We start from the raw sequence: 14,177 nt of genomic DNA on the forward strand, positions 1-14,177 counted from the left end.
TACTGCCGGGCAATCAGCCCCATTGCCGCGCTGGCCAGCTCATACCACGGCAGTTGCTCCCGGACGTGGCTGTCAAAGGCGCTGGCGAAGCCATGAAAGGTCCAGTCCCGCATCAGTCCCGCTCCAGGGGAAAGCCCAGCCGACGGGAAAAGGCGGCCAGGGCGAGAGACGCAAGTTCCATCCGCTTGCCGTCCGGGTAGGGCAGGTTGAACTCAAAGCGCAGGGATGCGGCCAGTTCGTGCGGATGCCATGCCAGCGGCTTGCGGCAGATGGCCGTCACCATGCCGTCGGCATGGCCGCTTTGCACCTGGCCGAAGAACCGCCCCAGCAAGGCCCGCCACTCCTCCGGCTCATAGAACTTCTGGATTTTCGGCGCGTTTGCGATGTCTCCGATATGGACGCCCGGCTCCATTGCCAGCTTGAATTGGCAGCCTCTGGACGCCCGGTTCGGCAAGACCGGCTCCGGCTATCCATCCCGCCTGCCAGACCGCGCGCCTTTCCAGAACGCCAAGGCGTTTGCCGTGATCCTTGACCTGAGTGGTGATGGCCTCGTCAAAACGGATGATGAGGGCGTCAACCTTGGCTTCCAGGCGCGCGATACTCGCGGCCGTGTTCCGGTCCATTGATTTCCAGATTCTTTTCCTGGAGCCTGGCCCGATCCGGCAGGATTCTGTCCAGGGCTTTTCCCCCCAGACCCAAAAGAGACGTGAAAAATTTGATCATCACACAACCTCCGCCAGCAACCGCCCCTCGTCCGCGCGACGGTTGGCGTACCGTTTGAACCCGGTTTGCAGTTCACGGGCGGCCTGGGCCCAGTCCCCGGCGCAAAGATACTTCCATGTTTTGGGGTACCCGGAAGGCGCGCCCAACTGGTAAAACAGGGAGACAATGACTGCCTGGGCCTGGGGCGGCACGTTCGCAAACGGCAGGCCCGCGCTATCCCGGTCGTAAAGCGCTGCGGCCCTGCGGATATAGTCGCCATGCACGGCCGCATCCACGGCCTCGCACTGTGCATCGGTGAGAGTAAGTGGCGCGGGAATCCCCATGCGCCGCAGATCGGCCTCTGCCTGCTGGCCGAGGTCCAGACCGGTACCGACCGTCACGCCGGACGCGCCAATGGGCTCCCCGCACTCGGCCCGCTTTTCCCGGCCCGTGAAATTGCGTTTGCGGCATGGCATATAGGCGACAAGCTGCCGCGTCTCCCAGCGGGCCAAAAAGCGACGGATGAACTCGGTATGCACCATGAAAAACGCTCCCGGTTTGCCGGAAGCATAGCATGGAGAATCTGGGGAGGATTACCCAGGACCATCTCAGCACGTCCCAGGTGCATCTCAGGACAACTTGACAGGTTTTTCGATCTTGACGTAAGTAAGACAATGTATTACATATATCCCCATGCAAAACACCCCTATGACGGTAGTGGAAACTCCGGCGTTTACGCATGAAGTGAAAGCCCTCCTGACCGAAGACGAGCGGAACGATCTGATATTGTTTCTGGCGGAACATCCCGAGGCCGGGGATATTATCGAGCAGACGGGGGGTGTGCGAAAGGTGCGCTGGGCGCGCCAGGGAGGCGGGGAGGCGGCAAAAGCGGTGGGTACCGCGTTATCTATTATTACTACGCGGAGTCCATACCGGTGTTTGCGCTGATGATATATCCCAAAAATCGCAAAGACACCCTGACGATGGGGGAAAAGAACGGCCTGAAAAGGTTTGTGGGAGAACTCCTCAAAGCCTACGGAGTGAAATAGATATGAGCGAATTTGGCGAAAAGCTCCTCAAGAGCATGGAACAGGCGGTCCAGATCGCCCAGGGCAAAATGCCCAAATCGGAATACGTGGAACACGTCGTTCAGGTGGCGCGCGCGCCCGAGCATGTGGATGTGAAAGCCATCCGGGAGCGCATGGGCATGACGCAGGCGAGTTTCGCCGCGAGCTTCGGACTGTCCCTGTATGCCGTGCGCGGCTGGGAACAAGGAAAACGCAAGCCCGACCCCGCAGCACGCGCGTACCTGCGCGTCATCGAAAAAGCGCCGGATACCGTGCGGGCCGCGTTGGCGGGCTAAAAAGCATCAGGATTCAGGCCGGGGCAGCTTACGCCTCGGCCTTTTGTTTTGTGCCGGCCACCGACTCGCGCCACAGTTGCAGACGTGCCGCCTCGGCGCTGTATTTGCGCCTCTTGTCGCTGCCCTCAACGGCAACGGGCGCGCCCGCGGCAACCCATATCCTGACCACCTTGGCGCAAACGCCCATTTCCTCACAGATTTCCCGCATACTCTTCAGGATTTTCGGGGTATACGACACAGCATTGGCACGCTCCATCAGTAGCCTCCCAGCTCGTCGGCAGGCCCTCCGTAGAGTTTGGCGCGCTCGCCCCATTCCGGCCATGGGTCAACGTCGATTTCCGCAAGCGCGAAACACAAGGCCGCCGCGCCTGGGAAGTCCGTGGGCTTTCTGCCCATGTCCTCCTCCTGCAACTTGGCGATCTCGTCGGCTCCCGTGCAGGCGTCTCCCAGAAACAGGGTCTTTTCGCTCCTGGTGCGGCGCTGAACAAGGGCGGCGTAAAACGGTATCAGCCCTTCGCCTTTCCCCTCCCATCCCTGGGGATCGCGGACTCGGGCACGCGCAGGCGGCCGGCCCGGATGAACGGCAGCACGTCATTGACGCGGCTCACCTTGTCCGTGCCGCGCTGCACGGGAATGATCGGCATGTCCCGCAACGTCTCGTCACGCCGCAGGCTCTGTATCAAACCCGTGCCGCTGGCCTTGTCCTCAATCAGCACGCCGCGCAGCCTGAGCGGAGAGGGCCGCCGCGGCCGGTGCCGGGCCAGAAAGGCCGCCGAAGTCGTCAGCAGGTCCGGGGCTTCCCACTCGCCGCGCTCCACGTCCAGCAGATAGACGCTGACGCCGTCGAAGCCCCACAGCGAGAGGACGGAGTAGTCATTGCGCTCGGCCGTCTTGAGCGCGGTATCCATGACAAACAGCAGGGTATGCAATGTTCCGGGCGGGCTCGCGTACTGCTGTATCCAGTCCGTCTTGATCATGGCTCCGCCCGGCGGCGTGGGCCGCTGCTGCACCTGAGCGTAAAACGTGTAGGGGTCACGCTCCCGCAAGCCTTGCATGGAGGCGAGACTGTCCTTGACCTCCCAATAACTGCGCTCGCCGGGCGTGCCCTCGTCCTGTATGCCCTGAATTTCCAGGTGCTCAAGCTCGGCTGCAAAGCCTCCGGCCGTGCGGGCGCATACGTCGATGTTCCAAATGGTCTACAGCGTGACGCGTGAAGGAACCCGGCCGTTCAGGGATCGGGAAAAGCATACAAAAAAAAGCGACGGATGCCGCTCAAGTGTCTTTCGGGCCTTTGCCGAATCATGAAGAGCGAAATCCGTCGCTGATTGATAAAAAGATAGCTCCTCTCTTTGAGGTTGTCAATCTGCGCTTTGCGGACGAGGAGGCCCCCCGTGCCTATAGCATTTTCTCTTTGAAAATGCTCTGCTGACGCGAAAGCGGCAGCCGCCGCAACGCGGCGTACATTCAGGCGAAAACCGCGTTTTTCGCCTGAATGCCACCTTTGACTTTCATAAAAAGTCAAAGGTAATCTGCTCTAAGTTCCTTCGCGCCCTCCACCCCAATGCGGGCGTCCGCGCCGCCTACCGCCGCCAGTTGCTCCGGCTCATCGACGAGATGCAGCGAGCCACCGTCTGGTGGCTGCGCGCGGCCTATCGCAAGGACGAGGCCCGCATCGTGCCCGACGCTGCCCCCAAGCCTGCGCAGGACATCGCGCAGGACGCCTCCCCCCCCGCGCATGATGCAGAAGGTCTTGGGGCGCCTGTTCCGCTACTGGATGCGCCGCTGGAGCGACAAGGCCCGGAAGATCGCCGGAGACTTTGTCCGAAGCGCCGCAAAGCATACCACCAGTAGCTATGCGCAGGCCTTCGTGGTGGTGGCTGACGGGGCTCTGGACGCCAGGAAATGGTTCACCACCAGCAAGGGAAAGCACTTCCAGGTGCAGACCGAGACTGGGGAAATCACCAAGGGCAATGTCGGACTGGCGGAGTGGGACTCGCCTTCTGCTCAGGGTGCACGGCGCGACAAGGTGGAAGACGCCATGCGCGAGATTGCCAATGGCAAGGCGGAAGCTGCAGTGCCGGGCCTGCGCAACGACCTTGAGCAGTTCGGGGGCACCAATGACGTGACCATCATCAGGGGCAACGAGAAAAAGGGGCTTATCCACATCGAACAGCGCCACGGAAGCGCCTGCATTGCCCCCGTGCTGGAAGCGGTAGCCAATGGAAAGATTACGCGTTTCGTCGAGGGCAACAAGACAGTCCATCTGGATAAAGACGGATACAGGGCTGTGCTCTCGCTGGAGGAACACGGCAAGAAAAAAACTTGGCTGCTGACAGGCTACGATATTGTAGGTGAGGAGCAAAAGAGCATCACGGATGACAGCGGCAAGGTTAGTGCAAGACACGCTGCTACGCATGCCGGGCCTATCCTTAGTCGTCCCGACATGGGAGCCGTGGGCTCTTTCAATGAAAAGATAGGGAAACTGCTGGAAAAGTCAAATCTGTGCGCTAGAGCATTTTCTCTTTGAAAATGCTCTAACCGCTCTAAAACTGCATTTTGGAAAGTTCCTTGTAGGCTTCCAGCACCTTGCCGCGCACGGCGCTGGTCATCTTCATGGCCAGGCTGGATTTCTGCATGGTGATCATCAGTTCATGCACATTCTGGCTGCGGCCCGAGGCAAAATCTTCAATGGCCTGCGCCTTGGCGCTCTGCAGCTCGTTGACCCTGTTCAGCGAGTTCTTCACTGTGTCGGTGAAGCTGTTGTTCGGAGTGACGGCCGTATGCGGGCTCGCAACCCGCTGTATGAAATCCGCCTGGGCCCCGAAATTTTCGCCGCGATCCACGCTGTCGCGCAAGAGGCTTTGATCCAGGGTTTTGGCAAACAGCGTCTGCCTGCCCACAGGCACGCCCTGCTTGAGATTTCCCTCCACCTTGCTGAAATGCCGCAATGCATCGCTGTAGGCCCGCAAGCCCAATGCCTGAACGCTCATGCCTTCACTCCTCTCTAGAGCATTTTGCTTTTGAAATTATTCAATTTCAAAAGCGGCGCTGCCATCATTTCGCGTCCAGAACGCGGTCTGGACGCTCATTCGGCGCGGGCGTCCGCTCCCGCGGCCGCCAGAGCAATTTCAAAGTGAAATTGCTCTAGTAAACCCTTTTGCCGCTCTGCCGCGGGCCCTTTCTCCGCGCCGGGCCGCGCCCGGAAAACAGACTGCCGGATGCCTGCGCGAAATGCGCCCAAACCCTTATTTGCCTATTTCCAGAGCTTTCAGGTACATGCCCTTGAGGGCTTCCACTGTGGTGACATTGGCCTCGTAATTGCGCTGGGCGGTCATCAGGTTGGCCATTTCCTCCACCACGTTGATATCCGGATAAAAGACGTAGCCCTCGGCATTGGCGTCGGGATGGCCCGGCTCATAGACCTGTTTGAGCGGCCGCTTGTCCATGCTTACGGCCAGCACGCGCACGCCTTTGAGCTCGCGATCCAGGGCCGAACGCATGTGCACGGAAAAAGGATCATCCACATCCGTGGCCACCTGCACCACGGTGCGCCGCCGGTAGGGGCCGCCGTGGGGCGTGCGCGTGGTCTTTGCATTGGCCAGGTTCATGGCTATGGTATTTATCCGGGTACGGTCGGCCGTCAGCCCGGAAGCACTGATGTCCAGCGCGGTCAGAAAATCCATGACAATTCACCTTCCTGATCAGCTTTGCTTGCCGTCCTGGATAATTGTGGAAAGCCCCTCAAAGCTCTTGGTCATCACCTGGGTCAGAGCCGTGTACTGGAGCTGATTTTTGGCGTGCTTGGCCATTTCCTTGTCCAGACTGACGCGATCCTCGCCGTGGATCTGGCGCGGCTTGAACTGTTTGGACCATTCCGGCCCGAAGTTGTCGGGATTGAAGGCTGTGGGGATGTGCCCCCGGTCAGTGCGGCTCATGACGCCTCTCATGTCCAGGCCCAGGGATTTTTGCAATTCTTTTTCAAAGGTCAATTCGCGCGGCTTGTAATTGGGCGTTTCCACGTTGGCCAGATTGCTGGCGATCACATTCTGCCGCTGCAACTGCATGTCCATGACCTTGCCCACAAGGCCGATCTGGCTATTGAACAAACTTTTCATACAACCTCCCGCATTCCGGCGGGGAATGCCTGCCTTCAGCAAGCAAAGTTTATTCCACTCTGGAATTAGAATAATATTTTTCATTAGTTACAAAATGAAAAACGTAAAAAACGCCGCACAACGACGTTTTTTTGACCTGCGCGTCACGGCGAAAAGAATCTCATGCCCTGCAGCGCAATTGCCCGTGGCACCCTCAGCCTTGCCCAAAAGAGCAGGGTCTGCCGCCCATCCGGATGGGCGGCAGACCCTGCTTAGAGCATTTTCATTTTGAAAATGCTCTGCTGACGCGAAAGCGGCAGCCGCCGCAACGCGGCGTACATTCAGGCGAAAACCGCGTTTTTCGCCTGAATGCCACCTTTGGCTTTCATAAAAAGTCAAAGGTAATCTGCTCTAGAGCATTTTCACTTTGAAAATGCTCTGCTGACGCGAAAGCGGCAGCCGCCGCAACGCGGCGTACATTCAGGCGAAAACCGCGTTTTTCGCCTGAATGCCACCTTTGACTTTCATAAAAAGTCAAAGGTAATCTGCTCTAAGATCAAGGCACAATCCCGCGGATCGGCAATCAGATTTTCTTGACCCACACGGAAACGGAACCGGCCTTGACTGTAAACAGGCCATTTCCGTCTTCTTCTATGGTAACAAGTTCATCCACATTGCCGGTGATGTCGTAAAACTGCGAACCGGCGAATTTTTTGCCCACATACATTTTTTTCTCACCGTCGCTGCCGTTGGTCAGAAGCACGGCAAGGCCGGAATTTTCATGCTCGTCGTCGCCTTCCCGCGTCCAGCCGACAGTGTTGGGGTGATCAAAGTAGTCATTTTGCTTGCCGTAGGCATGCTCTCTTCTGGCTTGCATCAAAGGCAGCAGCTTCTCCCGCAAGGGGGGATTCCCGCTGTGCTCGATGCCGTAGTAATCTCCATAAAAAATGCAGGGATAGCCGTCCTGACGGAGCAGGATCATGGCATAGGCCAGAGGCTTGAACCATTCCTGCACCCAGGACTCCAGCGCCTGGCCCGGCTGGGTATCGTGGTTGTCAACAAAGGTCACTGACTTGTTGGGGTTGTCCTGGGTCAGCGTGCCGTCGAAAATGGTACGCATGTCAAAAGTGTTCATGCCGTTGGAGGCTTCATAAAATTTAAAATGCAGGGGCACGTCAAAAAGGGAAAGAGCGCCTTCTGTGGTGTCCACATAGTTTTTCAGGGCCGCGAGGTCCGAATTCCAGTACTCGCCCACAGTGAAGAGTTCTTCTCTGTATTTTGAACGCATCTCGTCCAGCCATTCGTTGTAAAAGCTGAACTTCATATGTTTGACGGCATCCAGGCGAAATCCGTCCAGATCCGTGGTTTTCATAAACCACAGGCCCCAGCGTTTAAGCTGCTCTTTCACTTCCGGATGGTTCAGATCCAGAGAGGCGCCCATCAGATAATCGAAGTTGCCGTTCTCCTGATCCACCTGTTTTTCCCAATACTTGCCATGAAATTTGAAAATGCCCTCTTCGTCCTTGCGTTCGTCGTAATCAATGCCGGTGAAATGGTACCAATGCCATTCAAAATCCGAGTATTTCTTGTGCCTGCCCGGAAAGGTAAAATGCGTCCAGACTTCAATTTCTTTCAAACCGCTCTCTTTCTCCAGTCTGTTGTCCGGATTGTGCTCCTCGGCCTTGACGATTTCGGTTGCATCCGCGCCTATCATATGATCCAGAACAATATCGGCATACACCTGAATATTGTGCTTATGCGCGGCCTGCACGGCTTCCAGCAGTTCATCCTTGGTGCCGTACTTTGTGGGCACGCTGCCTTTTTGATCAAATTCGCCCAGATCATAGAGATCATAAACCGCATAGCCCTGATCCTCCTTGCCGCTCGCGCCTTTGTAGGCAGGGGGAAGCCAGAGGGCCGTGATTCCTTCCCGGGAAAGTTGCTCTGCGGAATCCTTGACTTTTTTCCACAATATGCCTGAAGGCATATACCACTCAAAGTATTGCATCATCATTCCGTTAACGCTCATAGTTGCTCCATTATTGTATTGAAATCAGCTACAATAGCTGTTAGTATAGCCTGTTCAGAAAAACAGAACAGCCGTAATGAAAAATATCTGAAATTCTACAACGAAAACAAAAAAATAATTACCTCTCTCAAATAAAACCGTGCTCATAACGCGAGGACTTTAATAAATTCTACGCAATAGGATAAAATTTATAAAATTGCCGCAAAGTCCACTGCTTTCACAACAGACTCTGCGGCGAAATATGCAAGCTTATCTCATGCCATTGAGATAGACAGCAATATCAGTAATCTCCTGATCCGAGAACGTCTTCAAAACCTTTTGCATATGAGCAACTTTGTTCTCAGGCGCTTTCATTGCTTTGACAGTATGCATTCTTTTCACGAGCAAAGCCGTGGAAGCGCCCATCATTCCTGCAGGTTCTTCCGTGTGACAGGCCATGCAGGATTCTTTATACAGTTTTTCTCCCACCAGTGGGTTATTGGAAGAGGCATGGACCTGCGCAGCGGCCAATGCAACGAACGCGGCCACTGCCCATCCATATTTTTTCCAGGTTGCAGGCATATATTTACTCCTTGCGCAATGATAAACATCAGTAAAACTAAATTTAATAGTAAATCTATATCAATGCGGAAGCAATAGATTCAGGATGAAAAAATGTAATCATATTTTCCCTGTTATAACATTTAGAGCATATTGCTTTTGAAACGCTCGCTCCGGCGCTTAACAGCGCAAGTAAATTTTGCCTGCGCTTTCACGGCTTGTATGGTTTCGCCCTGCCGGATAGTTTAGCTAATTTCATTAGCAAAATGCTCTAGTTGGATATACTTATGGAGATAGAGCAGATTACCTTTGACTTTTTATGAAAGTCAAAGGTGGCATTCAGGCAAAAAACGCGGTTTTCGCCTGAATGTACGCCGCGTTGCGGCGGCTGCCGCTTTCGCGTCAGCAGAGCATTTTCAAAGAGAAAATGCTCTAGCTTGCGCTCCGTACCCGTTCCGTCTAACATCGAATTAAAGCGAATATCCCGAGTATTGAAGGGGGACGCCCCGTATGCCAATAAAACGATTCGGCAATGAATCCGAAGAAGATACCAAGCTGAGACGTATCACCCCCGCCATTCAAAAGGCAGGCTGGAAGGCGGATCAGATACTCATGGAATATTCCCTCAAGGCTGATCGCTACCGCATTATCCCCGGACAAAATTTTGCCCAGAAAGATAACCAGTCAACCCGCACAAAACCCGACTATATCCTTTGCCGTAGCATTAATCTCCCCCTTGCCGTGGTTGAGGCAAAAAAAGCCACCAGGACCGCACAGGACGGCCTTGATCAGGCCATTGCCTATGCGCGTATGCTTGGCGTTGACTTCGCCTACGCCTCTGCCGGGCAGGATTTCATAGAGTACGAAGTCCCCACAGCCACACAGCGCACTATTACCCTTGACGCCTTTCCCTCGCCGGATGACTTGTGGAAACGCTGGCGCGAACTGCACGGCATAGCGGATGAAGAAGGACAGAAGCTGGAAAGCGCGCCCTATTATACCTCCGCCGATGGACACACGCCGCGCTATTACCAGATGCAGGCCATCAACCGCACGGTGGACGCCATTATCGGCAGGCATCGCAGGCGCGTGTTGCTGGTCATGGCAACAGGCACGGGCAAAACCTACACGGCTTTCCAGATAGTCTGGCGGCTGAAAAAGGCCGGAGTTGTCGGAAATGTCCTGTACCTCGCCGACCGCAATCAGCTTGTCGATCAGACTCTGGCCGATGATTTTGCCCCCTTCAACACGGCCACCAAAATACGGCAAGGAAAGATAGACCAGAATTACGAAATCTATTTTGGCCTGTACCAGCAGCTCAAGGGCGATCAGACGGAGTCAGTGGCAGAACATTACAGGCAGGTGCCGCCGGACTATTTTGACCTGATTATTGTGGATGAATGCCATCGGGGCAGCGCGAGCGAACAGAGCAGCTGGCGCGATATTCTTGATTACTTCCAGCCAGCCATACAGATAGGCATGACCGCCACTCCCAATGAAAAGGACGGTTCCAACAATCTGGATTACTTTGGCGAGCCGCTTATCACCTACACCCTGAAACAGGGCATTGAGGACGGCTTTCTTGCGCCCTATCAGGTTGTCTCCGTCCATCTGGATAAGGACGTGCAGGGCTGGGAGCCGGAAGAGGGAGACGTGGACGAAGAGGGCAAGCCCGTGCCCATGCGCAAGTACACTCTTGCCGATTTTGACAGGACGATAGAACTGCGCAGCCGCACTCGCAAGGTGGCAGAGGTGGTCAGCAATTATCTCCAGCATCTTGGCCGGATGTCCAAAACCATCATTTTCTGCACCACGCAACGCCACGCGGCCAACATGCGCGACGCCATGCGCGCCTGCAACCGCGATCTTGCCGCCGCTGACCATCGCTATGTCGTGCGCATGACCGCCGATGACGAAGAAGGGCGCGGCCTGTATGAAGATTTCATCAGCATAAACCGCCCCTATCCCGTGGTAGTCACCACCAGCAAGCTGCTCACCACCGGGGCAAATACCAAGTGCGTCAAGCTGATTGTTCTGGACAGCAACATCAGGTCCATGACCGAGTTCAAGCAGATTATCGGACGGGGTACCCGCCTGCGGCCTGACGTTGACAAGACCTTTTTCACCATTCTTGATTTTCGCGGGGCTTGCGCGCTGTTCCATGATCCTGACTTTGACGGCCCCGCCGATGATGAAACCAACTGGGATGGCAATGGCGATCCGCCAGTCAGGCCACGCAGACTGGACGGCGATGATTCGCCAACGCCTCTTGCGGACACTCCGTCCGATGGTCAGGATGGCGGCCCCGATACAGGACAGGACGCGGGAGATGACCAGCAGCCGCGTGAAATGATCGTGGTGGATGGCGTGGAAATTACTATACTGGGAAAATCCGTCAGCTATCTTGACGCAAACGGTAATCTTGTGACGGAAAAATTCGCGGAGTACACCCGCAAGAATATTCTGTCCTGCTTCCCCACGGAGGAAGCGTTCCGGCAGGCATGGAACGACGGCAGGGCCAAAAAAATCATTATTGAGGAGTTGCAACAGCGCGGTATTCTGGTGGAACACCTGAAAAAAGAACTGGGCAACCCCGACTTTGACGAGTTTGACATGATCCGGCACATCGCTTTTGGCGGTGCGATGCTGACCCGCCAGCTACGTGCCAGCAAGGTGCGCGGCGCGAAATTTCTGGAAAAGTATCAGGATACCGCCCGCGCCGTGCTGGAATGTCTGCTGGATGCCTACACCAGCAACGGCATCCGCGAAATTGACGACCTTGCCGCCCTGAAAACCTATTGCGGCAACCTTGGCGGAATGAAAAAGATTTTTCAGGCCTTCGGCAATCAGGAGAACTTTATGAGCGCGATCAGGGAAATGGAAGACCTTTTGTATGACGCCGCAGCCTAGAGCATTTTGCTTTTGAAATTATTCAATTTCAAAAGCGGCGCTGCCATCATTTCGCGTCCAGAACGCGGCCTGGACGCTCATTCGGCGCGGGCGTCCGCTCCCGCGGCCGCCAGAGCAATTTCAAAGAGAAAATGCTCTAAAATGAATTTTTTAAGAAAATCATCTCAAAGGTGAATCGCTCGCCGGAGCGAGGGCTTGAAAGTTTGCGTTTCTCAAAGTATGATGCAAAAAGTACTGCCTTTGTTACGCAGTCCGGAGTTTGCAAGCATAATGAACAACATTCGTGAAACCGCCGTGGGCGTCTTTGTGCTGCTGGGCCTTGTCTGCGTGGCCTATCTGACCATCAAGCTGGGCCGGATGGAATTGTTCACGCATCAGGGCTTCGAGCTTTCCGCCCGTTTCGATTCCGCCTCGGGTTTGCGCGTGGGCGCGGATGTTGAGCTGGCGGGCGTGCCCGTGGGCCGGGTGGTGGGCATCACCCTTGATCCCGACCCCATGCGCACGCAGGCTGTGGTCCATCTCAGGCTGGACAGGGATCTGCGCCTTTCCGACGACAGCATAGCCTCCATCAAAACCAGCGGCCTGATTGGCGACAAATACGTCAGTCTCTCCCGCGGGGGGTCGGAAAAAATTCTCACTCCGGGCAGCGCCATTCAAGAAACGGAATCAGCAGTGGATTTGGAATCCTTGATAGGAAAATACGCCTTCGGAGGTGTTTGAGATATGAACTGTATCGCCTTGCCGCGACGCATTGCGCTCGCGCTCTGCCTTGCCTTGCTTCTGGGCCTTGCGGCCCTCCCCGTGCTTGCCGCGGGCGCTTCTCCGGCCCGGCAGGCCCTGGAAACCGCCACCAACCGGATTTTGGCCTGCATCAAAAATCCCGATTACGTCAATCCTGCCACGCGCGCTCCCCTGCGCCAGCAGATTGAAGACGAAGTCCTGCATATTTTTGACTTCAGGGAATTTTCATCGCGCGCCGTGGGCGCGCGCTGGCGCACATTCAACCCGGATCAGCAAAAACGCTTCAGCGACGCCTTCGCGGATCTGTTGATCAGCACCTATGTGGGCAAAATCGACGGCTATAACGGCGAGCAGGTGGTGTACACGGGCGAGGTCAGTTCCCCGGAGGGCGACAAAACGGAAGTGCGCAGCGTGATCACCATGAAAGACGGCAAAAAAGTGCCCGTGGCCTATCGCATGCTGCCCAAGGAAGGTGGCTGGCGGGTCTACGACGTGCTGATTGAAAACATCAGCCTGGTCAAAAATTACCGCACGCAATTCCAGGACATTTTGAACAGCGGGAGCCCGGATCAGCTCATTGCCCGGGTGCGCGCCAAAGCCCAGGAAGTGCGCCAGTAAATGCAAGCCAACCCACTCCCCCCCAAACCTTACCGCGCCGCATCCCGGCTCATTGGCTGCGCGCTGCTTTGCTCCGCGCTGTTCCTGGCATCCGCCGTTCGCCCCGCAGGCGCATCGACCGCCGCGGCAGAAGCGCCTCTGGCGCCCTCCGCCGTCTATACCAATGCCCCCAGGCTTGCACCCGGCGCGGTGACAATACACACTTCCGGCTATATGGCGCAATCCACTGACTTGGACGATTACGACGTTACCCCGGCAGCCAGCATTGCAGACCCGCTGGAGCCCTGGAACCGTTTCTGGTTCCATTTCAACGACATTTTTTACATGTATGTGGCCAAACCCGCGTATAACGCCTGGGTTTACGTGACCCCGCACCAACTGCGCAGCGGTCTGAGCAACTTTTTTGCCAACCTGCTCTTCCCCATGCGCTTTGTGAACAACATCCTTCAGTTCCGCTTTCTGGAGGCCGGGGTGGAGTTCGGCCGCTTTATCATCAACACCACTTCCAGCCTGGGCTTCGCCAATGTGGCCAAGGACAAAAAAACCATTGTGCCCGTAGATCCCTATGGCGAGGATTTCGGGCAGACCTTGGGACGCTGGGGCGTGGGCCACGGTTTTTATGTTGTCTGGCCGTTCATCGGGCCGAGTTCCGTGCGCGACACCGTGGGGCGGGTGGGCGACTGTTTCACGGACCCCATTTTCTACGTCCACCCCTGGGAATTGGCCACTAGCTCGGAACTGGCTCTGCGTTTCAACGATTTGGGCGCGGTGCTTCCGCTGTATGACGATTTGAACAGCGCGGCAGTGGACCCCTATATTGCCATGCGCGAGGCCTATATCAATTTCCGCAATGCGCAGGTAAAGCACTGATCCGCGCACTGCCGGCCCAGACCGCGGCCTGCCGTCCGATGGCAACGGCAGGCCGCGGCGGTCGTTGTGACTGTTGACCACGCATTGGTCTGAAAAAAACGCTGCAAAGCCACGCCGCCCTTACGGCGGGCAAGCTCCCCTAGAGCGGTTTGCTCATGAAATTAGCTGAACCGCTCTGGCGACCGCGGGAGCGGACGCCCGCGCCGGCGGTAGCCGTTAGCAAGCTTTGCTTGCGTACGGATAGCGACAGCGGTTGCGTTGGCTGGCTGTCGCAGTAACCAGTTGCTGTCTTCATCCGTAGCTTCCTTCG

The 14,177-nt window shown here is 56.2% G+C and carries 20 protein-coding genes; 8 read left to right on the top strand and 12 right to left on the bottom strand.

Going from position 1 to position 14,177, the window contains the following annotated elements:
• Positions 1–112: 112 nt before the first annotated feature.
• From G7Y52_RS13085 to G7Y52_RS13095, 3 genes are all read right to left on the bottom strand, one after another.
• Positions 113–454: a hypothetical protein gene (locus G7Y52_RS13085; RefSeq protein WP_165072617.1), complete on the bottom strand. Its 342-nt coding sequence runs from the start codon at positions 452–454 to the stop codon at positions 113–115.
• Between the two features lie 119 nt (positions 455–573).
• Positions 574–726 carry a hypothetical protein gene (locus tag G7Y52_RS13090; protein ID WP_165072614.1) on the bottom strand — a complete coding sequence of 51 codons (153 nt, stop codon included), beginning with the start codon at positions 724–726 and terminating at the stop codon, positions 574–576.
• Positions 723–1,244 carry a pesticin C-terminus-like muramidase gene (locus G7Y52_RS13095; RefSeq protein ID WP_241159754.1) on the bottom strand — a complete coding sequence of 174 codons (522 nt, stop codon included), beginning with the start codon at positions 1,242–1,244 and terminating at the stop codon, positions 723–725. The genes G7Y52_RS13090 and G7Y52_RS13095 overlap by 4 nt, the downstream gene beginning before the upstream one ends.
• A 166-nt stretch (positions 1,245–1,410) precedes the next feature.
• Here G7Y52_RS13095 and G7Y52_RS15075 point away from each other — a divergent pair, with 166 nt between their 5' ends.
• Both G7Y52_RS15075 and G7Y52_RS13100 read left to right on the top strand, forming a co-directional pair.
• Entirely contained in the window at positions 1,411–1,650 is a 240-nt protein-coding gene (locus G7Y52_RS15075) for a hypothetical protein (protein ID WP_241159755.1), read from the top strand.
• Positions 1,651–1,753: 103 nt separating this feature from the next.
• Positions 1,754–2,065, top strand: a complete 312-nt coding sequence (locus G7Y52_RS13100; protein WP_165072619.1) for a helix-turn-helix domain-containing protein — start codon at positions 1,754–1,756, stop codon at positions 2,063–2,065.
• Between the two features lie 28 nt (positions 2,066–2,093).
• Here G7Y52_RS13100 and G7Y52_RS13105 read toward each other — a convergent pair whose 3' ends face one another.
• The 3 genes from G7Y52_RS13105 to G7Y52_RS13115 all read right to left on the bottom strand — a co-directional run bounded on the left by G7Y52_RS13105 (position 2,094) and on the right by G7Y52_RS13115 (position 3,120).
• Complete coding sequence (locus G7Y52_RS13105; RefSeq protein ID WP_165072621.1) at positions 2,094–2,321, bottom strand: MerR family transcriptional regulator; 228 nt, start codon at positions 2,319–2,321, stop codon at positions 2,094–2,096.
• Complete coding sequence (locus tag G7Y52_RS13110) at positions 2,321–2,461, bottom strand: hypothetical protein (protein WP_165072624.1); 141 nt, start codon at positions 2,459–2,461, stop codon at positions 2,321–2,323. Before G7Y52_RS13110 ends, G7Y52_RS13105 begins: the two co-directional genes overlap by 1 nt.
• 110 nt (positions 2,462–2,571) lie before the next feature.
• Positions 2,572–3,120 carry a hypothetical protein gene (locus tag G7Y52_RS13115; protein WP_241159756.1) on the bottom strand — a complete coding sequence of 183 codons (549 nt, stop codon included), beginning with the start codon at positions 3,118–3,120 and terminating at the stop codon, positions 2,572–2,574.
• 680 nt (positions 3,121–3,800) lie between these two features.
• Between G7Y52_RS13115 and G7Y52_RS13125 the strand changes: the two genes are divergently transcribed.
• The gene (locus G7Y52_RS13125) at positions 3,801–4,592 is read left to right on the top strand and encodes a hypothetical protein (RefSeq protein WP_206215308.1); all 792 of its coding nucleotides are present in this window, start codon (positions 3,801–3,803) and stop codon (positions 4,590–4,592) included.
• 16 nt (positions 4,593–4,608) lie between these two features.
• Here the strand turns inward: G7Y52_RS13125 and fliE are convergent, their stop codons facing one another.
• The 3 genes from fliE to flgB all read right to left on the bottom strand — a co-directional run bounded on the left by fliE (position 4,609) and on the right by flgB (position 6,180).
• On the bottom strand, positions 4,609–5,055 hold the full coding sequence (fliE, locus tag G7Y52_RS15530; protein WP_165072631.1) for a flagellar hook-basal body complex protein FliE: 447 nt from the start codon (positions 5,053–5,055) through the stop codon (positions 4,609–4,611).
• Between the two features lie 255 nt (positions 5,056–5,310).
• The gene (gene flgC, locus G7Y52_RS13135; RefSeq protein WP_165072633.1) at positions 5,311–5,748 is read right to left on the bottom strand and encodes a flagellar basal body rod protein FlgC; all 438 of its coding nucleotides are present in this window, start codon (positions 5,746–5,748) and stop codon (positions 5,311–5,313) included.
• An 18-nt stretch (positions 5,749–5,766) separates the two neighbouring features.
• Positions 5,767–6,180: a flagellar basal body rod protein FlgB gene (gene flgB / locus G7Y52_RS13140; RefSeq protein ID WP_165072636.1), complete on the bottom strand. Its 414-nt coding sequence runs from the start codon at positions 6,178–6,180 to the stop codon at positions 5,767–5,769.
• A 233-nt stretch (positions 6,181–6,413) separates the two neighbouring features.
• On the opposite strand from flgB, the gene G7Y52_RS13145 reads away from it, so the two are divergent.
• Positions 6,414–6,590: a hypothetical protein gene (locus tag G7Y52_RS13145; protein WP_165072638.1), complete on the top strand. Its 177-nt coding sequence runs from the start codon at positions 6,414–6,416 to the stop codon at positions 6,588–6,590.
• A gap of 152 nt (positions 6,591–6,742) precedes the next feature.
• Here the strand turns inward: G7Y52_RS13145 and G7Y52_RS13150 are convergent, their stop codons facing one another.
• From G7Y52_RS13150 to G7Y52_RS13160, 3 genes are all read right to left on the bottom strand, one after another.
• On the bottom strand, positions 6,743–8,188 hold the full coding sequence (locus G7Y52_RS13150; RefSeq protein ID WP_165072640.1) for an alpha-amylase: 1,446 nt from the start codon (positions 8,186–8,188) through the stop codon (positions 6,743–6,745).
• Positions 8,189–8,437: 249 nt separating this feature from the next.
• Positions 8,438–8,749: a c-type cytochrome gene (locus G7Y52_RS13155; RefSeq protein ID WP_165072643.1), complete on the bottom strand. Its 312-nt coding sequence runs from the start codon at positions 8,747–8,749 to the stop codon at positions 8,438–8,440.
• A gap of 250 nt (positions 8,750–8,999) precedes the next feature.
• Positions 9,000–9,194, bottom strand: a complete 195-nt coding sequence (locus G7Y52_RS13160; RefSeq protein ID WP_165072645.1) for a hypothetical protein — start codon at positions 9,192–9,194, stop codon at positions 9,000–9,002.
• A gap of 44 nt (positions 9,195–9,238) precedes the next feature.
• On the opposite strand from G7Y52_RS13160, the gene G7Y52_RS13165 reads away from it, so the two are divergent.
• From G7Y52_RS13165 to G7Y52_RS13180, 4 genes are all read left to right on the top strand, one after another.
• On the top strand, positions 9,239–11,638 hold the full coding sequence (locus G7Y52_RS13165; RefSeq protein ID WP_165072647.1) for a DEAD/DEAH box helicase family protein: 2,400 nt from the start codon (positions 9,239–9,241) through the stop codon (positions 11,636–11,638).
• Between the two features lie 270 nt (positions 11,639–11,908).
• Positions 11,909–12,358 (top strand): outer membrane lipid asymmetry maintenance protein MlaD, encoded by a 450-nt coding sequence (gene mlaD / locus G7Y52_RS13170; RefSeq protein WP_165072649.1) that lies wholly within the window; start codon positions 11,909–11,911, stop codon positions 12,356–12,358.
• Between the two features lie 3 nt (positions 12,359–12,361).
• On the top strand, positions 12,362–12,997 hold the full coding sequence (locus G7Y52_RS13175) for an ABC transporter substrate-binding protein (RefSeq protein WP_165072651.1): 636 nt from the start codon (positions 12,362–12,364) through the stop codon (positions 12,995–12,997).
• A gap of 213 nt (positions 12,998–13,210) precedes the next feature.
• Entirely contained in the window at positions 13,211–13,867 is a 657-nt protein-coding gene (locus G7Y52_RS13180; protein ID WP_241159757.1) for a VacJ family lipoprotein, read from the top strand.
• Positions 13,868–14,177: the final 310 nt, after the last annotated feature.

This window comes from Desulfovibrio sp. ZJ200 (genome assembly GCF_011039095.1).
GTDB lineage: Bacteria > Desulfobacterota > Desulfovibrionia > Desulfovibrionales > Desulfovibrionaceae > Desulfovibrio.